The 22781-nt window shown below is 38.8% G+C and carries 28 protein-coding genes; 24 read left to right on the top strand and 4 right to left on the bottom strand.

Going from position 1 to position 22781, the window contains the following annotated elements; translation table 11 throughout:
* Positions 1-28 precede the first annotated feature (28 nt).
* The 16 genes from trpB (at position 29) to ACMX9J_RS12485 (ending at position 13167) form a co-directional block, all read left to right on the top strand.
* Positions 29-1243, top strand: coding sequence for a tryptophan synthase subunit beta (trpB, locus tag ACMX9J_RS12560; RefSeq protein WP_028411500.1), 1215 nt, complete (start codon positions 29-31; stop codon positions 1241-1243).
* Positions 1230-2045, top strand: coding sequence for a tryptophan synthase subunit alpha (gene trpA, locus ACMX9J_RS12555; RefSeq protein WP_047749878.1), 816 nt, complete (start codon positions 1230-1232; stop codon positions 2043-2045). Before trpB ends, trpA begins: the two co-directional genes overlap by 14 nt.
* A 4-nt stretch (positions 2046-2049) precedes the next feature.
* Positions 2050-3153 (top strand): histidinol-phosphate transaminase, encoded by a 1104-nt coding sequence (gene hisC, locus ACMX9J_RS12550; protein WP_176343449.1) that lies wholly within the window; start codon positions 2050-2052, stop codon positions 3151-3153.
* 72 nt (positions 3154-3225) lie between these two features.
* Positions 3226-4326, top strand: coding sequence for a prephenate dehydrogenase (locus tag ACMX9J_RS12545; protein WP_028411498.1), 1101 nt, complete (start codon positions 3226-3228; stop codon positions 4324-4326).
* 21 nt (positions 4327-4347) lie between these two features.
* Positions 4348-5637 (top strand): 3-phosphoshikimate 1-carboxyvinyltransferase, encoded by a 1290-nt coding sequence (gene aroA, locus ACMX9J_RS12540; RefSeq protein WP_416225827.1) that lies wholly within the window; start codon positions 4348-4350, stop codon positions 5635-5637.
* A 304-nt stretch (positions 5638-5941) separates the two neighbouring features.
* Positions 5942-7198, top strand: coding sequence for a tetratricopeptide repeat protein (locus ACMX9J_RS12535; protein WP_028411495.1), 1257 nt, complete (start codon positions 5942-5944; stop codon positions 7196-7198).
* 97 nt (positions 7199-7295) lie between these two features.
* Complete coding sequence (locus tag ACMX9J_RS12530) at positions 7296-7841, top strand: ReoY family proteolytic degradation factor (protein ID WP_013058996.1); 546 nt, start codon at positions 7296-7298, stop codon at positions 7839-7841.
* Positions 7842-7958: 117 nt separating this feature from the next.
* Positions 7959-8417: a YpiF family protein gene (locus tag ACMX9J_RS12525; protein ID WP_033579754.1), complete on the top strand. Its 459-nt coding sequence runs from the start codon at positions 7959-7961 to the stop codon at positions 8415-8417.
* Positions 8418-8621: 204 nt separating this feature from the next.
* Positions 8622-9122, top strand: a complete 501-nt coding sequence (locus ACMX9J_RS12520) for a ubiquinol-cytochrome c reductase iron-sulfur subunit (protein WP_013058993.1) — start codon at positions 8622-8624, stop codon at positions 9120-9122.
* A gap of 3 nt (positions 9123-9125) precedes the next feature.
* A complete protein-coding gene (qcrB, locus tag ACMX9J_RS12515) occupies positions 9126-9800 on the top strand; it encodes a menaquinol-cytochrome c reductase cytochrome b subunit (protein WP_013058992.1) in 675 nt (224 codons plus the stop codon).
* 110 nt (positions 9801-9910) lie between these two features.
* Positions 9911-10678, top strand: a complete 768-nt coding sequence (locus ACMX9J_RS12510; protein ID WP_028411493.1) for a menaquinol-cytochrome c reductase cytochrome b/c subunit — start codon at positions 9911-9913, stop codon at positions 10676-10678.
* 133 nt (positions 10679-10811) lie between these two features.
* Complete coding sequence (locus tag ACMX9J_RS12505; RefSeq protein ID WP_028411492.1) at positions 10812-11399, top strand: DUF1405 domain-containing protein; 588 nt, start codon at positions 10812-10814, stop codon at positions 11397-11399.
* 82 nt (positions 11400-11481) lie between these two features.
* Complete coding sequence (locus tag ACMX9J_RS12500) at positions 11482-11892, top strand: YlbD family protein (RefSeq protein WP_034270859.1); 411 nt, start codon at positions 11482-11484, stop codon at positions 11890-11892.
* Between the two features lie 5 nt (positions 11893-11897).
* Positions 11898-12134 carry a YlbE-like family protein gene (locus ACMX9J_RS12495; RefSeq protein ID WP_013058988.1) on the top strand — a complete coding sequence of 79 codons (237 nt, stop codon included), beginning with the start codon at positions 11898-11900 and terminating at the stop codon, positions 12132-12134.
* Between the two features lie 99 nt (positions 12135-12233).
* On the top strand, positions 12234-12620 hold the full coding sequence (locus tag ACMX9J_RS12490; RefSeq protein ID WP_033579756.1) for a hypothetical protein: 387 nt from the start codon (positions 12234-12236) through the stop codon (positions 12618-12620).
* A gap of 100 nt (positions 12621-12720) precedes the next feature.
* On the top strand, positions 12721-13167 hold the full coding sequence (locus tag ACMX9J_RS12485) for a YlbF family regulator (protein WP_028411490.1): 447 nt from the start codon (positions 12721-12723) through the stop codon (positions 13165-13167).
* Between the two features lie 5 nt (positions 13168-13172).
* Here the strand turns inward: ACMX9J_RS12485 and ACMX9J_RS12480 are convergent, their stop codons facing one another.
* Positions 13173-13487 (bottom strand): hypothetical protein, encoded by a 315-nt coding sequence (locus ACMX9J_RS12480; protein ID WP_033579757.1) that lies wholly within the window; start codon positions 13485-13487, stop codon positions 13173-13175.
* Positions 13488-13564: 77 nt separating this feature from the next.
* Between ACMX9J_RS12480 and ACMX9J_RS12475 the strand changes: the two genes are divergently transcribed.
* A complete protein-coding gene (locus ACMX9J_RS12475) occupies positions 13565-13840 on the top strand; it encodes a YlbG family protein (protein ID WP_013058985.1) in 276 nt (91 codons plus the stop codon).
* Between the two features lie 74 nt (positions 13841-13914).
* On the opposite strand, the gene ACMX9J_RS12470 is transcribed toward ACMX9J_RS12475, so the two are convergent.
* A complete protein-coding gene (locus ACMX9J_RS12470; protein ID WP_013084871.1) occupies positions 13915-14301 on the bottom strand; it encodes a hypothetical protein in 387 nt (128 codons plus the stop codon).
* A 589-nt stretch (positions 14302-14890) separates the two neighbouring features.
* On the opposite strand from ACMX9J_RS12470, the gene rsmD reads away from it, so the two are divergent.
* Both rsmD and coaD read left to right on the top strand, forming a co-directional pair.
* Entirely contained in the window at positions 14891-15460 is a 570-nt protein-coding gene (gene rsmD, locus ACMX9J_RS12465; RefSeq protein WP_013084870.1) for a 16S rRNA (guanine(966)-N(2))-methyltransferase RsmD, read from the top strand.
* A gap of 35 nt (positions 15461-15495) precedes the next feature.
* Positions 15496-15990, top strand: coding sequence for a pantetheine-phosphate adenylyltransferase (gene coaD, locus ACMX9J_RS12460; protein ID WP_013058982.1), 495 nt, complete (start codon positions 15496-15498; stop codon positions 15988-15990).
* 58 nt (positions 15991-16048) lie between these two features.
* On the opposite strand, the gene ylbJ is transcribed toward coaD, so the two are convergent.
* Positions 16049-17257: a sporulation integral membrane protein YlbJ gene (gene ylbJ, locus ACMX9J_RS12455; protein ID WP_033579758.1), complete on the bottom strand. Its 1209-nt coding sequence runs from the start codon at positions 17255-17257 to the stop codon at positions 16049-16051.
* Between the two features lie 466 nt (positions 17258-17723).
* Here ylbJ and ACMX9J_RS12450 point away from each other — a divergent pair, with 466 nt between their 5' ends.
* Complete coding sequence (locus ACMX9J_RS12450) at positions 17724-18521, top strand: patatin-like phospholipase family protein (RefSeq protein WP_028411486.1); 798 nt, start codon at positions 17724-17726, stop codon at positions 18519-18521.
* Entirely contained in the window at positions 18511-19527 is a 1017-nt protein-coding gene (locus ACMX9J_RS12445) for a SepM family pheromone-processing serine protease (RefSeq protein WP_416225826.1), read from the top strand. The genes ACMX9J_RS12450 and ACMX9J_RS12445 overlap by 11 nt, the downstream gene beginning before the upstream one ends.
* Positions 19528-19554: 27 nt before the next feature.
* Here the strand turns inward: ACMX9J_RS12445 and ACMX9J_RS12440 are convergent, their stop codons facing one another.
* Entirely contained in the window at positions 19555-20754 is a 1200-nt protein-coding gene (locus ACMX9J_RS12440; protein WP_033579759.1) for a nucleotidyltransferase, read from the bottom strand.
* A gap of 179 nt (positions 20755-20933) precedes the next feature.
* On the opposite strand from ACMX9J_RS12440, the gene ACMX9J_RS12435 reads away from it, so the two are divergent.
* The 3 genes from ACMX9J_RS12435 (at position 20934) to ACMX9J_RS12425 (ending at position 22628) form a co-directional block, all read left to right on the top strand.
* Positions 20934-21452 (top strand): YceD family protein, encoded by a 519-nt coding sequence (locus tag ACMX9J_RS12435; protein WP_014458367.1) that lies wholly within the window; start codon positions 20934-20936, stop codon positions 21450-21452.
* 65 nt (positions 21453-21517) lie between these two features.
* Positions 21518-21691 carry a 50S ribosomal protein L32 gene (gene rpmF / locus ACMX9J_RS12430; protein WP_013058976.1) on the top strand — a complete coding sequence of 58 codons (174 nt, stop codon included), beginning with the start codon at positions 21518-21520 and terminating at the stop codon, positions 21689-21691.
* A gap of 169 nt (positions 21692-21860) precedes the next feature.
* Positions 21861-22628, top strand: coding sequence for an enoyl-CoA hydratase/isomerase family protein (locus ACMX9J_RS12425; protein ID WP_028411483.1), 768 nt, complete (start codon positions 21861-21863; stop codon positions 22626-22628).
* The last annotated feature ends 153 nt before the right edge of the window (positions 22629-22781 follow it).

Here is a 22781-nt window from a genome sequence, read left to right as displayed (position 1 = left end):
TATAGAGATTGAAAGGAAGATCCATACTATGACATACAATCATCCTGATGAATTTGGCCGCTTTGGTGAATTTGGCGGAAAATACGTACCTGAAACATTAATGAAACCACTTGAAGAAGTAGAAGCAGCTTTGAATCAAGCAATGAAAGATCCGGCATTTAAAGATGAGTATCTATCCTTACTCGTCAATTACTCAGGGCGACCAACGGCTTTAACATATGCTGATAATATTACCGAAACACTCGGCGGGGCAAAAATTTATTTAAAACGTGAAGACTTAAATCATACGGGTGCTCACAAAATCAACAATGCCATTGGACAGATTTTACTTGCTAAACGGATGGGCAAAACAAAAATTATTGCTGAAACAGGAGCGGGTCAGCACGGGGTAGCCACAGCTACAGTAGCTGCAAAGTTCGGAATGGAATGTAAAGTATTCATGGGAGAAGAAGATATTGAACGTCAGGCGTTGAACGTCTTTCGCATGAAGCTTCTAGGAGCGGAAGTCATTCCTGCAACTTCTGGAACAAAAACGCTAAAAGATGCAACAAATGAAGCAATCCGCTACTGGGTTCAACACTGTGAAGATCATTTTTACTTAATTGGTTCGGCAATTGGACCGCATCCTTATCCTAAAATGGTTCGAGATTTCCAAAAAATTATTGGAGAAGAAGCAAAAGAACAGTTTACAGCGGTAGAAGGAAAACTTCCAAATGCTGTCGTGGCATGCGTCGGAGGCGGCAGTAATGCAATCGGTATGTTTTATGATTTTATTAAAGAAGAACATGTACGCTTGATTGGAGTAGAAGCAGGGGGGAAAGGACTAAATACAGCTCTTCATGCTGCTAAAATGGCTAAAGGCACAAAAGGTGTTATCCACGGAACGCTCACGTATTTACTTCAAGATGAAAATGGTCAAATTACAGAGCCTTATTCTATTTCAGCAGGTTTGGATTATCCGGGTATCGGTCCAGAGCATTCTCACCTTTCATCTATTGGACGAGTAGAATATGAAAGTGTAACGGATGATGAATCAATCGAAGCTCTTCAGCTGCTGGCGAAAACGGAGGGAATCATCCCGGCTATCGAATCCGCCCATGCGCTGGCAAAAGCATTTGAACTGGCTAAAAGCATGACGAAAGAAGAAACCATTTTAATTTGCTTATCAGGTCGAGGAGATAAGGACGTTCATACATTAGTAAACTTGCTAGAAGGGAAGGAAGAAGAACATGAATACGTTTGAAGCGAGACTACCTAAACATGAAACATTATTTATTCCATTTATTACAGCAGGAGATCCTCATGAAGATGCAACGGTGGAGATTGCTTTGTCTTTGCAAAAGCAAGGTGCTTCTATTTTAGAGCTGGGCGTACCGTATTCCGATCCTTTAGCAGATGGTCCGATTATTCAAGAGGCGTCCAAAAGAGCTTTATCTGGCGGCATGTCTATTTCAAAAGCTATTAAGCTTGTATCGGTGATGAGAAAAAAAGGTGTGAAAATACCGGTAATTCTCTTTACCTATTTTAATCCTGTGTTACAATTAGGTTTAGAATCCTTTTTCGCGTTAATGCGAGAAAATGAAATAGATGGAGTGCTAATTCCGGATTTACCGTACGAAGAGAGTGGCCGTATCCGGGAGCTTGCCGCTGAAAATGAAGTTGCGTACATTTCAATGGTTGCTCCTACATCTAAAGAGCGTATTCAAAAAATTGCTGCAGATGCAACGGGCTTCTTATACTGCGTGTCGTCTTTAGGCGTTACTGGGGTTCGCTCTACGCTGCCGGCTGATATTGGCACCTTTTTAGAAGATGTGAAAGCAGCAGCTTCTATACCGGTTGCCGTCGGTTTTGGGATTTCAACAAGCGAACAAGTAGAGATATTAAAAGAACACAGCGACGGCATTGTAATCGGAAGTGCAATTGTTAATAAAATTGGCCAGCTTGAAGAAGTTCTTTTAAATAAGGATACACGCCGAGACGGATTAAATCAAATTGAGGAGTATGTTGCATCCATCGTTTCGCCTATACAAAAATGCGAGGTGTAACACGGTGAAGGTAAAAGAACAATTACTAACTTTATCTCCATATAAACCAGGTAAGCCAATTGAAGAAGTGAAGCGTGAATTTAATTTAGATCGCGTTGTAAAATTAGCATCCAATGAAAATCCTTACGGCAGCTCTGCTTTAGTAAAAGAGGCGATTGCTGCAGAAATTGAAAATATGGCGCTTTATCCAGACGGTTATGCAGCTGAACTGCGTGCAGCAGTAGCAAAACACGTAGGTGTAGAGCAAGATCAGCTGATTTTTGGAAATGGGTCTGATGAAGTCATTCAAATTATTTGCCGAGCTTTACTATCGGCTGATACAAACACTGTCATGCCAACGCCATCATTTCCTCAATATAAGCACAATGCCGTAATTGAAGGTGCAGAAATTCGTGAAGTACCGCTGCGCGGCGGAAATCATGATTTAAATGCTATGCTTCGTGCAATTGATGAAAATACGACAATTGTATGGGTATGCAGTCCTAATAATCCAACGGGAACGTATGTGAAGGGCGATGAGTTAATTTCCTTTATGAAGCAAGTTCCTAAGCATACGTTAATCGTTATGGATGAAGCGTATTTTGAGTATGCAGCAGATCAAGCCGACTATCCGAATACGGTAGAGCTTTTGAATGAATACGAAAACTTAATTGTACTTCGCACATTTTCAAAAGCATACGGCTTAGCTTCTTTGCGTATTGGCTACGGTATTGCAAACGAATCATTGCTACAAAAAATTGAGCCGGCTCGCGAACCTTTTAATACAAGCCGCATGGCTCAAAAAGCAGCAATCGTTGCTCTTGAAGACCAAGCGTTCATTGAAGAGTGCAAAAAGAAAAATGAAGCAGGTTTGCAGCAGTACTATGCTTTCTGTGATAAGAATGGCTTAAACTATTATCCTTCTTTCACTAATTTTGTTCTAATTGATTTTGGCCGTCAAGGCGATGAAGTGTTTCAATTTTTATTGGAGCGCGGATTTATCGTTCGTTCAGGTAATGCATTAGGCTTCCCAACTTCCGTTCGTATTACGGTGGGAACAAAAGAACAAAATGAACAAATCATTGAATTGCTTCAGCAGTTTGTTAACCAAGAAACGGCGAAAGCTTAATACCTAATATAGTAAAAGATGAGAGTGTGATTTCACACTCTCATCTTCATATGCACAATGAGGTGAAGGAAAGTGAAAGAAAATGTTTTTGTTATAGGCCTAGGATTAATTGGAGGATCTCTTGCACTTAATATAAAAAAGACGCATCATCATCTTGATGTAATAGGTTTTGACATTAATCAAGAGCAGCTGGAGCTCGCTAAAACTCTAGGCGTAATTGACCAAGCGGCTTCTTCTTTGCAACAAGGCGCTGAGCAAGCGGATTATATTGTTATTGCCATTCCAGTCACCCAAGCAGCGGAAGTGCTAAAACAGTTCGAACATTTTACGCTCAAACAGTCTGTCATCGTAACAGACGTAGGAAGTACAAAAGAAGAAGTAGTGAAGACAGCCGAGGCTCTTATTTCTAAAGGCATTGAGTTTATCGGGGGTCATCCAATGGCGGGGTCTCATAAAAGCGGAGTAGCTGCTTCTAAAGCTCATTTATTTGAAAATGCAATGTATGTATTAACACCTTCATCTTCTACTTCTTCGGAGGCTTTAAACAGCTTAAAGGAATTGCTAAGTGGTACAAAAGCTAAAATTATTGTAATGTCACCAAAAGAACATGATAAATTAGCAGGTGTCATTAGCCATTTTCCACATATTATTGCTGCAAGCCTTGTTCATCAAGCAGAATATTACCAACAAGACAATCAGCTAGTTTCGCAGCTTGCGGCTGGAGGGTTTCGTGATATTACACGTATTGCTTCAAGCAGTCCAGCGATGTGGAGAGATATTTTGCTTCATAACCAGGATGCGCTTCTTTCAATGTTTGACCACTGGCTTGAAGAAATGAACGACGTGCGAAATATGATCGAACGAAAAGATGCGAATGATATCTATACATATTTTTCACAAGCGAAACAATTTAGAGATCAGCTTCCTGTACGAACCAAAGGAGCGATTCCATCCTTTTATGATCTCTATGTGGATGTTCCTGACTATCCGGGTATTATCTCAGAAGTAACCGGTTATTTAGCAGAAGATGAAATCAGTATTACAAACATTCGAATTTTAGAAACACGAGAAGATATATACGGAGTATTACGTTTGAGCTTTCAAACAGAGGAAGATAGAAAGAGGGCAAGAGCGTGTCTCCATCAGCATCAATATCAGACGTTTATTTCTTAATGTACGAAAGGTGTGAATGAAATGAGTGGAAAACCATTAAAAACGAATCTTTCATCTCTTCAAGGAGAAATTTCTATTCCCGGGGATAAGTCGATTTCTCACAGAGCTGTGATGTTCGGAGCGATGGCAGAAGGGAAAACTACGATTAATCATTTTTTAGCAGGTGAAGATTGCTTAAGTACCATCTCTTGTTTTGAAAAGATGGGCGTATCGATTAAAAGAGAAGGCGAGTATGTTGAAGTGGAAGGTAAAGGTATCGAAGGATTAAGTGAACCTACTTCCATCTTAGATGTAGGAAATTCAGGAACAACTACTCGTTTAATGCTGGGGATTCTTGCCGGTGTGCCATTTCATACGTCTCTAATTGGAGATGAGTCGATTGCCAAGCGTCCAATGAGCCGTGTTACGGTGCCGCTGCGCTCTATGGGTGCAAAGATTGATGGGCGTGAGCATGGCCAATATACGCCTTTATCTACTAGAGGAGGAGCATTAAAAGCAATTCATTACCATTCTCCTGTAGCAAGTGCACAAGTAAAATCGGCGATTTTACTAGCGGGACTTCATGCCGAAGGCACAACAAAAGTAACCGAGCCTTTTACATCACGCGACCATACCGAGCGTATGCTTCGCGCATTTGGAGTAGACGTAGAGGTAGATGGAACGACTGTAAGTATTGAAGGGGGACAATCCCTGCGCGGAACGGATGTGTACGTCCCTGGAGACATTTCTTCAGCTGCATTCTTTCTTGTTGCAGGAGCCATTGTCCCAAACAGCCGAATCGTTTTGAAAAACGTCGGACTCAATCCTACAAGAACAGGTATTATTGATGTGCTTCAGCAAATGGGTGCACGCCTTACAATTTCCAATGAACGTATTCAAAATGGAGAGCCTATTGGCGATTTGACGATTGAAACGTCTCAGTTGAAAGGGATTGAAATTGGGGACGATTTAATTCCTCGTTTAATTGATGAAATTCCGGTAATCGCTCTTTTGGCGACTCAGGCAACTGGGAAAACGGTGATTAAAGATGCGGAAGAACTAAAAGTAAAAGAAACGAACCGCATCGATACGGTTGCAACCGAGCTAAGCAAGCTGGGTGCCTCTGTTACGCCAACACCTGATGGACTTATTATCGAAGGCAAGACGGTTTTACAAAGCGGGGAAGTAGACAGCTACGGAGATCATCGAATTGGAATGATGCTTGCGGTCGCAGCAGCCATTGCAACGGGAGAGGTAACGCTAAAGAGAAGTGATGCCATTCACGTCTCCTACCCTACTTTTTTTGAAGATCTTGATGAGCTAAGCCAATAAGGAAGAGGCTGGAACAAACGTATTTTGGTTGAAGGGAAATCCGAACGAGGAATTGATATTGTTGATGAAAAATCAAACTCGTTCGGATTTTTTATTGAGATGGTGAACGCAGGTTTCATGTCTCAATCTCGTTTTTACCTAAAAAAATGTAAGCGTATTCAAATTGATTTGTTGAACAAACGCTCAAACTATTTTATCATTGTGTATAGAAGCATGTGTTCTTGCTTCGAGTTTGGAAAAATAGAAAATTAATTCGTTTTATTTTTATATAAAAAGTGAATGTAATAATAAAGGAGAATTGTGTGTGAAAGAACTAGACCGCGCGATAGGTTACGTAGAATCCAATGAAATTGAAAAAGGTCTTGCCCTTATTCATGAATTGAAAGATAAAGCTACAGACGAAGAAAAGTTTTTAATGGCTGAACAGCTGCAGGAGTGGGGACTGGTAAATGATGCGCTACCTTTAATAGACGAGCTCATCGCTAAATACCCAGAAGAAGGCGAGCTGTATTTATTAAAAGCTGAAATGCTTATTGATTTAGAAGAAGAAGAAGAAGCCATTCATATTTTAAATCAAATTAGCAGCGAAGACGATAATTACGTGCCAGCTCTGCTTCTTGTAGCTGACTTATATCAAATGCAAGGCCTTAGTGAAGTAAGTGAGCAAAAGTTAATGGAAGCGAAAAAAATGCTTCCAAATGAGCCGGTTATCGATTTTGGGCTCGGTGAATTTTACAGCAGTCAAGGAATTTATCAAAAGGCAATTCCTTTTTATCAAACGCTGCTAAAAACAGAAAAAGAATTTAACGGTACGGATCTTCGTCAGCGATTAGCTGAAAGTCTAGCAGGTATCGGCCAGTTCGAAGAAGCGCTTCCTTACTTTGATCAAGCGTTAAAAGATAAGCTTGAGATTAACACACTATTTGAATATGCGATTTCAGCGTATCAAGCAGGTCATTATCAGACCGCTATTGAAAAGTTTACAGAACTAAAAGAGTTAGACCGTGAGTACCATTCTCTTTATTTATATTTAGCAAAGTCATATGAACATGAAGAGATGCTAGAAGAGGCTGCGGTGGCTGTCAACGAAGGTATTGCGCAGGATGAATTTCAAAAAGAACTTTACTTTTTTAAAGGTAAAATAGCATTAAAGCGCGGTCTAGAAGAAGAGGCTGAATCGGCGTTTCAACAAGCGATTGCACTAGATCCAGGGTACATTGAAGCTATTTTAACTCTCTCTAAACTTTATATGAGTCAAGAGAGATATGAAGATGTAGTAGAGAATATCGAGCACGCCAAAGAATATAATGAGCATGACCCTCATTTTGAATGGGATTTAGCAAAAGCTTATCAGGAATTAGAAAATTATGAAGAAGCGCTAAAATACTACGAATCTGCATATACTGTTTTTAAAGAAGAGTATGCGTTTTTAGAAGAGTATGGCTATTTCTTATTAGAAGAAGGACAGCGCTCGAAAGCGAAGGGGATTTTCCAAGCTTTATTAGCCATGGATCCAACAGTAGATGAAATTCAAGACATATTATTTCAATTAGAAGAATAAATAATAGTTCAGAGGATTTTATTGCTGCCGTGTGGAATAAATAACTGTAAAAGGTGTTTTAACTGAGAGTTTAAACACAGAGGAGGGAAGTGAGAATATGACGACCCCTGTTACTGTCAACGAGAAAAAAGAATTTGTTCGCTGGTTTTTAACGAATTATCAGCTGAAGCGCAGAGAATGTGTATGGATTTTAAATTATTTGATGAGCCATGATCAATTGATGAAACGAGTTCACTTCGTTGAGCAAGCACAGTTTTGTCCTCGCGGGATGGTGATGTCTACGCACTGTGTGGAAGACCCTCCATTTCGTTTTTATAAAGAAAATATCATGACAACCGATGCAGAAAAATCATTTCATGATATTCGTTTGAATCGAGAAGAAGACATTTATATTCAATTAAACTTCCGATCGTTGTATTCATCGCCTCAATATGTGGCTGTACTGGAAGACAATCCGTATATGCCAAAAGCTAATCAAACAAATGAAAAAGACAGAGTATTAGCTGAGCAAATATTGGAAGAATCTATTCAGAAATTTCAACGATCAAAAATCATGGAACTAATTGATAAAGCATTAGATGAAAATGATAAAGAGGAATTTCAGCGCTTAAGCGAATATTTAAATAACCATTATGTACAGTAGATAAACGAGAGATTGGCTAGCTTCTTAGAAAAAGGTCAATCTCTTTTTTTATCTCCTTATTCAGTTTGAAAAATAAATAAGACAAGCCTTAGCAAGCTTGCTGAGAGGAGAAGAAAGTTGAAGCTGCAGGCGAAGGAAATGGATGTGTATTTACAATCCAAAAGTTATGTTGATACCGTATTGGTTCCACTCATTCCTATTGATTTCGGAGAAGATTTAAAGCTTACTGCATCTATGAGTGAATATACGACTGCTCTTACTGAAGAGTTAGAGAGACAATTTAAAGGAAGAGTGATTTTAACACCTAGTTTTACATACTTAAAAAAAGATGGAGTAGCTGCTGTTTATGAAACATTACTTCGTTGGAATGAGCATATAAATGACAATGAAGTCAATCATCTTTTTGTGCTTACTAGCGACCGAGATTGGCTGCAGTATGAAAAAGAAATAGGGGCTCACTGCATTTGGATACCTGCTTTACCGCTTGAGCATATAGACGACTCGCATAAGTATACGCTCATACATGAACAAGTCCAACAGCTCCTGCCGATTTTTGTAGAGAAATGGAGTGTTTAAAAAGGCTGTAGAATAAGCAATGGAAGCGCAAACAAAATAATGACGAAAAATTTAGAAAAATAAAGATTATTTCCATGTTTTAGGTTTTTATTGTATTGACCTTCCAGAAATATTAATATATCATGATTATGTCCTAGTTTAATAGAATGGTCCATCATGTGTCCAAAATTCTCTGGACTGAACTTTTTTAAAGGGGGGAAAAGCATGGGTGATCGGGTATCAAGACGACAGTTTTTAAACTATACGCTCACTGGTGTAGGGGGATTTATGGCTGCTGGAATGTTAATGCCAATGGTGCGCTTTGCAGTAGATCCAATTTTGGAAAAAGAAGCGGGTCAGGATTTAGTAGCTGTAGCGCAGGTTAAAGACATTACAAAAGAGCCGAAACGTGTCGATTTTAAAATCAAGCAAGTGGATGCGTGGCATAAATCAGAAGAACCAAGATCGGCTTGGGTGTACAAAACTGATAAAGGTGAAATCGTCGCGCTGTCACCAATTTGTAAGCATTTAGGCTGTACGGTTAACTGGGCTGGTGACAAAAACTATCCACATCGTTTCTACTGCCCTTGTCATGGGGGAATGTATGAAAAAAGCGGTAAAAATGTACCGGGGACACCACCGATGGGACCGTTAGATGTATACGTTCAAAAGGTAAAAGGCGGTACGTTATATCTAGGAAAAGCCAAACCACAAGGAGGGGCATAGAAAATGTTGAATAAAATCTATGACTGGGTGGATGAACGGCTAGATATTACTCCTTTATGGCGAGATGTGGCCGATCATGAAGTGCCAGAACACGTAAATCCTGCACATCACTTTTCAGCATTTGTGTATTGTTTTGGTGGATTGACGTTTTTTGTTACCGTTATTCAAATTTTATCAGGCATGTTTTTGACCATGTATTATGTACCAGATATAAAAAATGCATGGGAATCCGTTTATTATCTGCAAAATGAAGTCGCTTTCGGACAAATTGTTCGAGGTATGCATCACTGGGGAGCAAGTTTGGTTATCGTCATGATGTTTTTACATACACTTCGTGTTTTCTTCCAAGGAGCATACAAAAAACCCCGCGAGTTAAACTGGATTGTGGGTGTGTTAATTTTCTTTGTTATGTTAGGTTTAGGTTTTACAGGTTATTTGTTGCCGTGGGATATGAAAGCGCTATTTGCAACGAAAGTAGGTTTGCAAATTGCTGAATCCACACCAATTATAGGCCAGCAAGTGAAGACATTACTCTCAGGACATCCAGACATCGTTGGTGCTCAAACACTAACTCGCTTTTTCGCCATTCACGTATTCTTTTTACCCGGAGCCCTGCTTGGCTTAATGGGTGCCCACTTCTTAATGATTCGTAAACAAGGAATTTCAGGACCGCTATAAAAGTTTATACGCTTTATTCAATTAGTCAATCACACTAGTCATCATATGCATCAAGCACATACTCCGTTGTTAGTACTTTCACTAGAACAGTGAGAAAAAGGAGGGAGAACATGCATCGTGGTAAAGGGATGAAGTTTGTTGGAGATTCACGTGTTCCTGCAGAACGAAAACCCAATATTCCAAAAGATTACTCTGAATTTCCAGGGAAAACAGAAGCATTCTGGCCAAACTTTTTACTAAAAGAATGGATGGTAGGAGCAGTTTTTTTAATTGGTTATTTATGTTTAACCATCGCTCATCCATCTCCGCTTGAACGTATTGCCGATCCGACTGATACGGGGTACTTGCCTCTTCCCGACTGGTATTTTTTGTTCCTATATCAATTGCTTAAATATTCATTTGCTTCTGGTCCATATAATATTATAGGTGCATTTATTATTCCTGGGATTGCATTTGGCGCATTAATGCTTGCTCCTTTCATTGATCGCGGACCAGAAAGAAGACCGGCTAAGAGACCGTTTGCGACAGGATTCATGCTTCTGGCTATAGCAGCAGTCTTTTTCCTAACGTGGCAGTCAGCGACACAGGTAGATTGGAAAGCACGTGAAGAGCAAGGGAAAATTAGAGAAGAAGTAGCGATTGACAAAAATTCAGAAGGCTACAAAATTATGCAAAAGCAAACGTGCTTGACCTGTCATGGTGATAATTTACAGGGAGGCCCTGCGGCTCCGGCTTTAACAGGAATTGATTTATCTCCTGAAGAAATCGCCAATATCGCAAAAAATGGTAAAGGCAATATGCCAAAAGGTGTTTTCAAAGGTTCAGATAAAGAATTGAAAACGCTCTCGGAATTTGTCGGAAACTTAGGAAAAGAATAATGAAAACCAGCCAAAAGGCTGGTTTTTTTGAATTTATTTAATGTTGTGGTTTATATCAATGAGATAGGTGCTTGCTATTGTCCAAAAACTGTACATAATAAAGAAGAGATTAAATGTAAAGGAGACTTTCTGAATGGCTTGGTTATGGTATACCTTAAAAGATAAGCGTTTTTTAACGCTTTTGCTGATTGTAAATATACTAGGAACAATCTACGGATATATTTGGTATGGGAGTCAATTAGCGGAAACACCTAAGAAGTTTTTATTATTTGTACCTGATAGTCCAACGGCAAGCTTGTTTTTTGTTATCGTACTTATCGGTCTTTTACTTGGAAAACATTTTTCACTATTTGAAGCTTTAGCTATGGTCACGCTGTTTAAATACGGGATTTGGGCCGTTATAATGAATGTATTGGTCTATGTGTTAACAGGATACATTGATTGGATGATGCTTATGTTAATGGCTTCTCATGCAGCAATGGCTTTTCAAGGGCTTTTATACGTACCGTTTTACCGGATTAAGTTATGGCATGTAGCGGTTGCCGCTGTATGGGCCGTACATAATGATATCATTGATTACGTTTTTTCTATGATGCCAAGATACAGCATGCTCAATGCGTATATGTCTGAAATTGGTTATTTTACATTTTGGCTAAGCATTTTATCTATTTTCATTACATACTGGTTCACAGTTCGTGCTTCTTCAAAAAAACAGCTATAAAAAATTTTTGAAATAGGCGCACGAAACGAGCTCTCTTTTTCTAAGATATAGTAGGCTATATTTAAGTATGAGGTGAGTGACTGTGAAGGAAACCAAACGAGAGCTTCATCCGTCCGTTGTGGAATTTAAACAATTTGTAAAATCACATCCCAAATTAGTAGAACAGGTTCGAAAGCAGCAAAAAACGTGGAAAGAGCTTTATGAAGATTGGTATTTATTCGGTGCAGAAGACCCAATGTGGGAGGCATATCGTTCAGAAGAAAGTGAAAAGGCTGAACCAGCTGCTACCACAGAGGAGAAAAAAGATATTATGGGTACAATCGTATCCTCGCTGAAAAACATGGACTTGAATCAAATGCAAAATCATATCACAAATGTAAATTCCGCTATTTCGAATATTCAACAAGTACTGCAGCAATTTCAGCCATCTAAGCCATCCGGTGGAGGAGCAGCTTCCGGGCCAGGGAATCCATTTGGCTTTAGGAAAGATTAAACGCAATGAGAAAAGATATATACGAGTATATGCAGTCTCGTCCTAAACTCAACGACTTCGTTCGTGAACAGCCAATGTGGTACCGGCGTTTATCTAGGAATCCTGAAGAACTGGAGAAATTTGAATTAGAATCCAAACACTACTACAAACAAACCATTCCTCATAAAGTTGAAAAGTTTTCGAATTCGATTCAAATGGCAAACATGATGTTTCATATGTTTCAATCCATGAAAAATCAATGATCTCTGCATACATAGCGATGCAGAGATTTTTGCACGTCATGAGTAAAAATAAAGAGTTTGTAAACACTATGGAGAAACGAATGATAAAGGAATGGTATTATGCGCTTACTATTAACGACGGCCTTATGTGTAGTTTCTCTGCTAGGATGCAACCATGATAAACCAAAACCTGAGACTAAAACTTCCTCTCAACCGCGGGCAGCTGAAACGTTTGGTGCAATGAATACAAAACCTTCACTGATGGTACACCAGCATGTGAAAGGACAGAACGTATACGTCGAATGTATTCTAAGCGGGTTTTCATTTTCAACAGAGAGTGGATTCCTTCAAATCACAGTAGATGGAAAACCATTTAAAGAAATGAAGCAAGCAGCCTTTGTTTTAAGTGATCTTCCAAAAGGATCTCATACTGTTACGATTGAACTGATGAAATCTAAAGAAGAAAGTTATCAAGTGAGGAATACCTTTACGGTTGAAATTATATAGTTAAAAAGTAGAACTTGTAGTAAATCAGTGTAAGCTGTTTTAGCAAGTTCTTTTTCTTTAGATCCAAAACGTGATAAGATAAAAACGGAGGTGTACAGCCATGCTGACAACAATGAGAACTGTTGAATTACTCGACGAGTCTGATCACGTAGCGAACATGGTGTTACAATCAGACGTAGCCGAGAACTATCGTCAATGTTTATATAGATTAAATAAAGATTCACATGCACAGGCATTAATTGCTCAATTTGTGAAAATAAAGGAACAGTATGAGGATGTTCAGCGATTTGGAAAATATCATCCTGACTATAAAACCATTACGAGACAAGTACGTGATGTAAAGCGTCAAGTTGATTTACATGCGACAATCGCTGCGTTCAAAAAAGCAGAAAATGAATTGCAAAAACTGCTTGATGAAATTAGCGTTATCCTTGGTCAAGCTGTTTCAGAGCATGTTAAAGTACCGACGGGAAATCCGTTTTTTGATACGGGAAGCAGCTGCGGCGGTGGCTGCGGATCTGGTGGAAGCTGCGGGTGCAGCGCATAAGCCGTTCACTGTATAAATCGAACGCAATCAGCACAGGAATTTCCGCAGCAGGCCATTTTACGCTGTGGAACGTAAAACCTGTGCTGATAGACATAAGTAAGATGCTGACTTCTGACAAAACTTGAGCGCCACGTAGCATTTGTATTGGATGTAGCAAAAATAGATGAAGCTTCTAGAAGCTCATCTATTTTTCTACGCTCAATTGATGTGTTTATATACAAAAAGGGTATATTTGTGATTTTTTTGAAAATGACTTGTTCAATAGCTCTGTGCTCGTTAAAATGAGTAAGAAAGAGCATCCAGATATCATCTAAATTCATACATAAAGCACCTACTTCATATAAAAGAATTTATGATAAAGAAAACCAATATAACGTATGCAAAAGGGGAACTAAATATGTTTGTTGAACGTCAAGGAATTGTGGCGTATGTGCATTCTGTTAAGCAAGCAAAAGCATTGCGAAAGTACGGAAATGTACATTACGTATCTAAAGAATTAAAGTATGTTGTCTTATATTGCAACCAAGATGGCATTGAAAAAACAATCCATAAACTTCAGTCTCTACCTTTTGTGAAGAAAGTAGATCCTTCTTATCGGCCGTTTTTAAAAACAGAATTCGAAAATTCAAAGCCGGATAAAGCGAAGGAATATGACTATAAGATAGGAATTTAAACAAAAAAGGAATGTAATGTACATTCCTTTTTTTATTTTACTTGGCCTTAGCAAACGAATAGGCAGGGATGAGGTTATTGCATTGGCGGAATAAAGCGGTTCATTCGCAAAATGCCAATAAGGTGCTGATAGTATAGTGCTGTTTCTGGAAAGGTAGTAGATGGTTTGACATCGAGTACCACAATTTCTTTTCCCGCTTCCTCAGCTGCTCGTTTAAATAACTCAACGCGCTTGCTGTCGTTTTGTTTTAAAACAATTCCTTCTCGGCAAACGTAAAGCGGTTGGAAATTCCCTTCAGCTGTTGGATGCAAGACAGCGACAAAAGAAGCTACTTGTCGATCTTCTTTTACTGTTCGCAGCATAATAAGATGGGCAAGACGATGTTTGTTGCTTTTGACAATCTCTAACAGCTCATAAATATCTGAATACCCTTCTCCGAGCTCAATAAAACGCTGAATCATATGTATTTCCCCCTCTATGTATTAAAAAAGCAAACTCACGTAGTTTAATGTATCACTGAATATTTTAGGAGTAAATAAAAAAATCCCTACAACTACTCATTGTAGGGCCCTTCAATAAAAGGGTGTAATCACCTCTGCGATTACAAGCACCTTGATGAAGGCAAAGGGAGAGGAGAAACCGGAGGAAGAACTTATGGGGAAACGTAAGTCTTCTCCGCGGTTGGCAACAACATCGGTTAGATGATGTTGTTACTAGTCAGTATGTCCGTTTTAAACGTTCATATACCTGTCTCGTGAAATTCACTTTTTAAAATATAAAAGACTGATAACATGACAGAGAAAAAGGGTAAATTTACGTTTATGATGACATATTAAAGTAAAGGAAATCTTTTATGAACGAAATGCCGAATGATCTGCATAGGTGTATCTAAGGAGACGGTCGTAAAAGTCCAGCATAAAAGCAAGCTGCTGGGTTATTGCACAGAATGCATACAGCATTGAATAAATTGAGGATTTTTGCTAGTCTTTGTAATTCAAAATATGTTAGGATAATGAAGAATAAGGAAGTAAAAGTAAGGTAGTGATAAGGATGAGAGTAGTAGCAGGTTTATATAAAGGCCATGCGTTAAAGGCGGTTCCAGGATACTCAACCCGCCCTACAACAGATAAGGTGAAAGAAGCTATTTTTAATATGATTGGACCGTTTTTTGAAGGTGGAACAGCTCTTGATTTGTTCGGTGGAAGCGGTGGCTTGGGAATTGAAGCTCTAAGTCGAGGAATAGATAAAGTCATTTTTGTGGATCGGGATGGCAAAGCGATTCAGACGATTAAAGCAAACTTAGCATCCTGTCGGTTAGAAGACCGCGCTGAAGTGTATCGAAATGATGCAGAGCGTGCACTGAAAGCGATAAAGAAAAGGGAGCTGACTGTCGATTTACTTTTGCTTGACCCACCGTATAAAGCACAAAAGTTGAAAGCGCTTATCGAAACGGTAAGTGAAGAAAACCTTCTGGCAAAAACAGGAATTATTGTAGCGGAGCATTCTCATGATGTACATTTAGATAATGAGATTGGTTTATTTGAAAAAATAAAAAGCGAAACGTACGGTATCATTGGTGTTTCTATTTATACATACAAGAAAGAAGAATCAGTTGAATAAATCAATGAGCTGTTAGATGTAGAAAGGGGATACGTATGGGCAGTATAGCTGTTTGTCCAGGAAGCTTTGATCCAGTTACGAATGGACATTTTGATATTATTAAACGAGGCGCAAATGTATTTGATACGATTTATGTGGTTGTTTTAAATAACTCCTCAAAAAGTCCTCTATTTACAGGGGAAGAGCGAGTAGCTTTGCTGAAAGAAGTAACAAAATCACTTCCTAATGTGGTAGTAGAGTCGTACAGCGGATTATTAATGGAGTATGCAAAAGAAAAGCAGGCAAAGACCATTTTAAGAGGTTTGCGTGCAGTATCAGATTTTGAGTACGAAATGCAAATCACATCTGTAAATCGCGTATTAGATAAAGAAATCGAAACGTTGTTTATGATGACAAATAATCAATACTCGTTTTTAAGTTCTAGTATTGTAAAAGAGGTAGCTAAATATGGCGGGAATATTTCTGAATTAGTTCCTCCCCCTGTTAGAGAAGCGCTTGCAGAAAAATTTGAACAGCTGTCTCAAAAATAAGATAAAAAAGAACGTGACGTTTTCTTTGCCGATAAGAAAACGTCACGTTCTTTTTTTACTAGGAACGATGAAGAAACGCTCGTTTTGAATATAGATAAATATAGCAGCACAGCGTAAAAATCGTTAGGAGCGGGCCGTACACGTTTAGCCACTGCGATAGAATCGTAACGGACTCCAAGTGAGAAAAAACCGGCAGTGCTCCTTCAGATGCTTGAAAAGTAGTAATGGATTCCCGAAGAGGACCCCATAGAAAGATAGTGAATACTACCGCAAAACAGCCGTGAAAAATTCGGGCAATAAAAAACGGGAAAAATCGAATATCTGTTTCGGCGAGTATGCTAGCTACTTGTGCTTGAACAGAGAAACCGCTAAAGCCTAATACAAAGCTAACGATGATAATTTGATGAAACAGCAGCGTGTCCGGTGCTTCGCTTGCTAGGCGGCTTCCTAACGTAATTTCAAAAAGCCCCGAAATAAAGGGAAGGCTCAGCTCAGTCCCTATATGACAAAGGGAAAATAAATAAGCTAGACCGCTGCTTAAAACGGCCGTGATATGAGTCACATATAAAAGTTTGTTTAATACAGAAAATAAAATGATAAAACCGCCAATCATTAAGAGAGATTGAACTGCAGAAGTAACCGCATCTCCTAAAAGCTTCCCGATAGGACGCTTATCTTTTAATCGCGTTTTATGCATTTCGTGAAAAGCTAACGATAAAGAAGGTTTTTGAATTACTTGTCCTTTAGGTTTTGCTGATCCATAAAACCGCATCACCAGTCCTACACAAATATTCCCTATGTAATGAGAGAGAGCTAATATGATACCGACAGCTGGATTGTGAAAAAAGCCAACTGCCACAGCTCCAAAAATAAAAATAGGGTTAGATGAGTTAGTAAATGATACGAGTCTTTCAGCTTCAATAGCTGTTAGCTGTTTTTCTTGGCGCAGCCGGGAAGTGATTTTTGCACCTGAAGGAAATCCAGAAGCCATGCCCATTGCTAAAGCAAAACCCCCTACTCCAGGTACTCGGAATAAAGGCCTCATAAACGGCTCTAATAAGATCCCAATGAACTTCACTACGCCAAACCCAATAAGCATTTCTGAAACAATAAAAAAGGGCAGCAGAGAAGGAAAGACGACCTTCCACCATGTGTTGAGACCTCTTACTGAACCTTCTAGCGCTTCTTTTGGATATACAATAAGCGCAATAGCGAGAAGTGTTACGCTCGTCCCGAGCAGAAGTGTTTTCACCATCGATTTATTCAACGAACGATTCATCTCCTTTTCTAAGCTCACGTCATTTTGATAGGAATGAAATGAGGAGTTTTAGGCAAATGTACAAGTTCTTCTATATATCAATATACGAAGCTATGCATCGACTTTATGCCTATGTGTAAGGAGAAAATAAATTCATACTGAATAAAAAGGCGTCTTGTCACATTTGGAAATACAATTCATATACATAAATCAATGCACTTCTAGAATAGTCAAGGAGTAAAAAAACGTATACGCAGCAAGAGAAGAGTAAGAATTTCTTAAAACAACCTTCAGTATAGTATAATGCTTAATAACCACCGTTGATTGAGCAAAACATATCTTTAGCTTCATACAAAATGAACAAATAGAAAATGAAGAATAGTCCTATTGAAGACAGGGCAACAATGATAGAGAAGCTCATCAAAAGTTTTTACATTTTTAGAAGTCTATAAGGTAAAACGAGGGGGCAGGTAAAGTGGAAAGCCCAAAAATAGGAGTTGCGTTAGGCTCAGGTGGAGCTAGAGGTTTTGCACATTTAGGAGTAATCAAAGCGCTAACAGAAAATAACATTCCTATTGATTTTCTAGCTGGCAGCAGCATGGGAGCTTTAGTTGGTGCACTATATGCGTCAGGTATTGAACTGGCAACTCTTTATAAAATGGCGCTAACGTTCAAACGAAAGTATTATTTGGATTTTACCGTGCCAAAAATGGGATTTATTACGGGCAACAGAGTAAAGTCGTTGGTTCGCACTTTTACGCAAAATAGAAACATTGAACAGTTATCTATACCGTTTGCCATTGTAGCGACAGATTTGAAAACAGGAGAGAAAGTGGTGTTTAAAAAAGGACCTATCGCTGAAGCGGTGAGAGCAAGTATTTCAATTCCAGGAATCTTTGCTCCCGAAGTAATTGATGGGCGATTGCTTGTAGACGGCGGGGTAGTGGACCGTATTCCTGTATCGGTTGTAAAAGAGATGGGATCTGATATTGTCATTGGAGTCGATGTATCAAAAGCGAAAGTGAATGCAGAAATCAGCTCCATTTTTGATGTCATTATGCAAAGTTTAGATATTTTGCAAGATGAGCTAGTAGCTCACCGAACTATTGCTTCAGACGTTATGATTCGTCCTAATCTCGATACTTTTAGTTCCAGAGCATTTACAAACATTCAAGAAATGATGTCAATTGGTGAACAAGCAGCACATGAGCAGTTGCCTTCTATTCTACAAGCAATTGATCATTGGAAGGAGAACAAAAAAAGTGAAATCTAGAATTAGAATTTTGGTATATTTGGCTGTTATTGCAGTGGTGGCAATGCTTTGTTTTTATCCATTACCGTACTACATTACAAAGCCTGGAATGGCAGAAGAACTTGCGCCTATTATTAAGGTAGAAGATGGATACCATGAAAAAGGGACGTTTATGCTTACAACTGTAAGAATGGGCAGAGCAACTCCTCTTTCATATGGTCTTGCGAAAATACAGGACTTTCATGAAATTTTCCCTACAAAGCAAATTTTGCAGCAGGGTGAAAGCGATGAAGATTACTCGACAAGGCAATTACATATGATGGATACGTCAAAAAATGCCGCTATTTCAGTAGCATATGAAGCAGCTGGAAAGAGCGTTTCCTACCACAATAAAGGCGTATATGTTACATATGTTGTAGAAAATATGCCTACACATGGAAAACTTCATGTTGGAGATGTCGTGACAAAAGTAGATGAGAAAAAAATTCAAACTGCTGAGGACTTAATCAACTACGTATCGACTAAAAAAGCAGGAGATTCAGTATCAATTTATGTAAAAAGAGATGGCAAAGAAAGCAAACATACTCTAAAAGTTAAAGCATTTCCTGACGAGCCGAAACGAGTAGGCCTAGGAATTGCCTTAGAAACGAACCAAGAATTAAAAGTCAAGCCCGATATACATATTGATACTGAAAAAATAGGAGGGCCTTCAGCGGGACTGATGTTCTCACTTGAAATCTATAATCAGCTTGTTAAAGAGGACATGACAAAAGGCCACCGCGTTGCAGGTACAGGGACTATCAATGATAAAGGAGAGGTAGGACCAATCGGAGGTATTTCACAAAAGATTGTAGCCGCAGATAAAGAAGGAGCAGAGATTTTCTTTGCACCAAATGAAAAAGGGGCTGCTGGCTCTAACTACCGAGAAGCAGTGAAGACAGCCAAAAAAATAAACAGTGATATGAAAATTGTACCCGTAGATTCATTTTCGGATGCCGTAACCTATTTAGAAAAGCTGAAACCATAAAAAAATCGTCTCTTGCAGACGATTTTTTTATGGCCAAATGATAGGAGGCTGCGTATATTCTTGTTTCATAAACTGAGAGCGCAGAGGCTCCTGAAACGGCGTACTATAAACATGTGTCGCTTTAATATCGGTATCAATTTCTTTTAGTTTACATTGCGATACAGTGGATACAATAGGAAGGGACAGCTTTTTCTTAATTGTTTTTAAATAGGCTTGTCCGGTCTTTGACATTCCCAATAAGCGAATATAAGGATCAGCTTGTTGCATCTCACTTTTTGTTGTATTGGTTAAAAGGTGAACGCACATGCGCTGTAAACGGGTTCTCGTATATCGCTTCGTTTTAACATTTGTTAAAAAATCTTCAAATGAAGTAGATGAAGAAATATAAGATAGCAGTCGATGTTCAATACCTTCTTCTATTTCATAAATACGCTGTAAGTCATAAAGTGGAGTAGTTAATAATTTGTATTTCAAAAATGGGAAATAGTGCTCCCAATGATGAAACTGTCCGTGTGCTTGTTTGTAAGCTGCTAATTCGTTTGCTGTACTAACTGGCATATGCTTGCCCAGGTCCCCATGGCTGCTGCTGTCAAAAATAGCTTTACGTATGCTTGTAGCGCTTGAAATAAAAGAGGAAGACAGGGAATCATCGTGATAATGTGATTGAATTCGAGTGATTGTATATGGTTTAATAGATGCATGCTGTTTTTTTATGGCAGCTACATAGCTCATTCCAAGCACATTATTTGGCTGAGATAGATCAATAGGAGCCTCCGTGAAAAGCTGTAAGAAAGCATTGGAAGCTGATTTTGGATAACTGTTTCCTTTTTTCATCTCTTGTTGAATTAAGGCAGATAGTTCTGATTCATGAGCTTCGAGCAAATCAGCGGTGCGGGTAAATGAGTCAATATTGCCATTTTCGCTGCCAAAGCATACAAAGTCAGCGTGAAGGGATTCCAAAATAGAAATAGCGCCGCTTGCGAATGTTTCAGCTTTTTGAGTAGAAAAAGCATAGGGTAATTCAACGACTAAGTCTGCACCAGCGGCTAAAGCCATTCTTGTGCGGGACCATTTCGATACAAGAGCAGGCTCTCCGCGCTGCAAAAAGTGCCCGCTCATCACAGCAATCACACAATCTGCTCCGGTTTGTTGTTTGGCTTGCTGCAAATGATAAGCGTGTCCGTTATGAAAAGGATTATATTCGACAATTATTCCAACTGCTTGCATAATGTCTCCTTTTAATTTATTATTTTTAGTCTAGCTCTTTGTTTTAAAAACGTTTTTTTATGAAAGTAAGAAATTTTTACAAAAAAGCATATTTAAGTACATTATAGTGTAAAGAAAAAATATTGACAAATAATCTTGTGAAAGCTATAATAACCTTTGTTGCCTTGAGGTGATTAACAATGAAATGGACAATACATCAATTGTATCAGTTGCAAAATAAAGGTCTAACATTTGACGAAGTGATTGACGGCAAAGAGTTTATGAATGCTGATCCTCAAATTCGTAGAATGTCAGATGTAAACGTGAAAGGAAGAGCCGACATTAGCTCTTCGAAAGTAACGTTTCACCTTAAAATTTCAGGAGAAATGACGTTGCCTTGTGCTCGTACATTAGTTGACGTTCCGTATCCGTTTGAAATTAACGCAACTGAAACGTTTTTATTGAATGTGAATGCTGATTATGAAGAAGATGCTGAAGTACGCATTGTAGAGGGAGAAACGGTTGATTTACAACCTTTGATTCAAGAGTTAATTATTGTTGAAATTCCTCTGCAGGTATTTAGTGAAAATCAGCAAGCGGCAGGAGCAGCTCCACAGTCAGGAAAAGACTGGGAAGTTGTTACCGAAGAAGAACAGCAGGAAAAAGTAGATCCCCGCTTAGCCGTACTCGAAAATTTCTTTAAAGACAAAAAGAAATAAAAATGCGAAGATCCGGCTTTCGGGCCTTCATATGATTTTAAAATTCTTTTAAGGAGGTGGGAATAATGGCTGTACCTTTTAGAAGAACATCTAAAATGAAGAAAAGAACGCGTCGTACGCACTTTAAATTACAAGTTCCTGGTATGGTAGAGTGCCCAAATTGTGGTGAAATGAAACTATCACACCGCGTATGTAAAGCTTGTGGTACTTACAAAGGAAATGACGTAGTAAGCAAATAATTGCTTATTTAAATAAAAGACCCTCTTAAAGGGTCTTTTATTTTTTTTGCCTTTTTTCCTTCTCTGCCCTTTGGAAGAGAAGGATTTTTCTTATAGAACAAGAACTCTTTTTAAATAAACAATTACTGTTGTAAAAGGATTCATACCTTGTCCATAAGGAGGAAAAAGCATGAAAAAAAGCGAGCTGTTTACTACAAGCCAAGGCATTGCTACATTTGTGATTAATCGCCCTGAAAAGCGTAATGCCATTGATTATGATGTGATGAATGAACTGCAGCAAGCTGTAGATTATGTGAAACATAATCAGTTAGTAAAAGCTTTTGTAATTACAGGTGCTGGTTCAGACGCATTTTGCAGTGGAGGAGATTTAAGCGTATTTCATGAGCTAAAGACTTCGAAAGAGGCGTCTCAAATGTTAACGAAAATGGGGAGAATTCTTTATGAAATTTTAACGCTCCCAAAACCAACAGTTGCCCTTTTGAATGGAACATCGGTTGGGGGGGGATGTGAGCTTGCGATTGCATGTGACTTCCGTATAAGTGCAACACATAGCGAAATGGGCTTTATTCAAGGGAATTTAGGAATTACAACAGGCTGGGGAGGAGGAACCATTCTTCTTGAAAAGCTGCGGTATCAAGAAGCGATGGAAATGATCTACAGTGCTCAGCTGTATGGAGTAGAACGAGCAAAGCAAATTGGATTTCTTTCCTATGTTACGTCGTTTAAAGAGCTAACTATGAGGTGTGAGGAGTGGTTAGCTCCTATTACTCATAAATCGACCCAAGTATTGCAAGCTTACAAAGAAATCGCTATTGAGAAATGGGAGCAAAGCCGGGTTTGGAATCGAATGGAACAAGAAATTCATCGCTGTTCGATATTGTGGGAATCGCCTGAGCATGAAGAAGCGGTTCAAAAGGTCATCGTTAAAAAAACATAGTTATGAACTGCATTTCCATAGCAATATAGTTAATAAGCAAAAGATGAAAGAATCACGGATTTCCCATTTTGCTTCAAAGTATATGAAAGATTTTCTTGATTGAGAAGAGGAACAATAGTCTATCTTATCTAGTAGGTGCATATTCATTTAATA

The sequence above is a fragment of the Priestia sp. RMT2NF4 genome, assembly GCF_047872835.1.
GTDB lineage: Bacteria > Bacillota > Bacilli > Bacillales > Bacillaceae_H > Priestia > Priestia zanthoxyli.
Note: the sequence above shows the minus strand (reverse complement) of the source record. Positions and strands in the feature narration are given on the sequence as shown.

Excerpts from the sequence above, each read along its gene's own strand:
- trpB (WP_028411500.1), top strand. The coding sequence starts at position 29 with ATGACATACAATCATCCTGATGAATTTGGCCGCTTTGGTGAATTTGGC.
- trpA (WP_047749878.1), top strand. The coding sequence starts at position 1,230 with ATGAATACGTTTGAAGCGAGACTACCTAAACATGAAACATTATTTATT.
- aroA (WP_416225827.1), top strand. The coding sequence starts at position 4,348 with ATGAGTGGAAAACCATTAAAAACGAATCTTTCATCTCTTCAAGGAGAA.
- ACMX9J_RS12530 (WP_013058996.1), top strand. The coding sequence starts at position 7,296 with ATGACGACCCCTGTTACTGTCAACGAGAAAAAAGAATTTGTTCGCTGG.
- ACMX9J_RS12520 (WP_013058993.1), top strand. The coding sequence starts at position 8,622 with ATGGGTGATCGGGTATCAAGACGACAGTTTTTAAACTATACGCTCACT.
- qcrB (WP_013058992.1), top strand. The coding sequence starts at position 9,126 with ATGTTGAATAAAATCTATGACTGGGTGGATGAACGGCTAGATATTACT.
- ACMX9J_RS12510 (WP_028411493.1), top strand. The coding sequence starts at position 9,911 with ATGCATCGTGGTAAAGGGATGAAGTTTGTTGGAGATTCACGTGTTCCT.
- ACMX9J_RS12505 (WP_028411492.1), top strand. The coding sequence starts at position 10,812 with ATGGCTTGGTTATGGTATACCTTAAAAGATAAGCGTTTTTTAACGCTT.
- ACMX9J_RS12495 (WP_013058988.1), top strand. The coding sequence starts at position 11,898 with ATGAGAAAAGATATATACGAGTATATGCAGTCTCGTCCTAAACTCAAC.
- ACMX9J_RS12490 (WP_033579756.1), top strand. The coding sequence starts at position 12,234 with ATGCGCTTACTATTAACGACGGCCTTATGTGTAGTTTCTCTGCTAGGA.
- ACMX9J_RS12485 (WP_028411490.1), top strand. The coding sequence starts at position 12,721 with ATGCTGACAACAATGAGAACTGTTGAATTACTCGACGAGTCTGATCAC.
- ACMX9J_RS12480 (WP_033579757.1), bottom strand. The coding sequence starts at position 13,487 with ATGAATTTAGATGATATCTGGATGCTCTTTCTTACTCATTTTAACGAG.
- ACMX9J_RS12475 (WP_013058985.1), top strand. The coding sequence starts at position 13,565 with ATGTTTGTTGAACGTCAAGGAATTGTGGCGTATGTGCATTCTGTTAAG.
- ACMX9J_RS12470 (WP_013084871.1), bottom strand. The coding sequence starts at position 14,301 with ATGATTCAGCGTTTTATTGAGCTCGGAGAAGGGTATTCAGATATTTAT.
- rsmD (WP_013084870.1), top strand. The coding sequence starts at position 14,891 with ATGAGAGTAGTAGCAGGTTTATATAAAGGCCATGCGTTAAAGGCGGTT.
- coaD (WP_013058982.1), top strand. The coding sequence starts at position 15,496 with ATGGGCAGTATAGCTGTTTGTCCAGGAAGCTTTGATCCAGTTACGAAT.
- ACMX9J_RS12440 (WP_033579759.1), bottom strand. The coding sequence starts at position 20,754 with ATGCAAGCAGTTGGAATAATTGTCGAATATAATCCTTTTCATAACGGA.
- ACMX9J_RS12435 (WP_014458367.1), top strand. The coding sequence starts at position 20,934 with ATGAAATGGACAATACATCAATTGTATCAGTTGCAAAATAAAGGTCTA.
- rpmF (WP_013058976.1), top strand. The coding sequence starts at position 21,518 with ATGGCTGTACCTTTTAGAAGAACATCTAAAATGAAGAAAAGAACGCGT.
- ACMX9J_RS12425 (WP_028411483.1), top strand. The coding sequence starts at position 21,861 with ATGAAAAAAAGCGAGCTGTTTACTACAAGCCAAGGCATTGCTACATTT.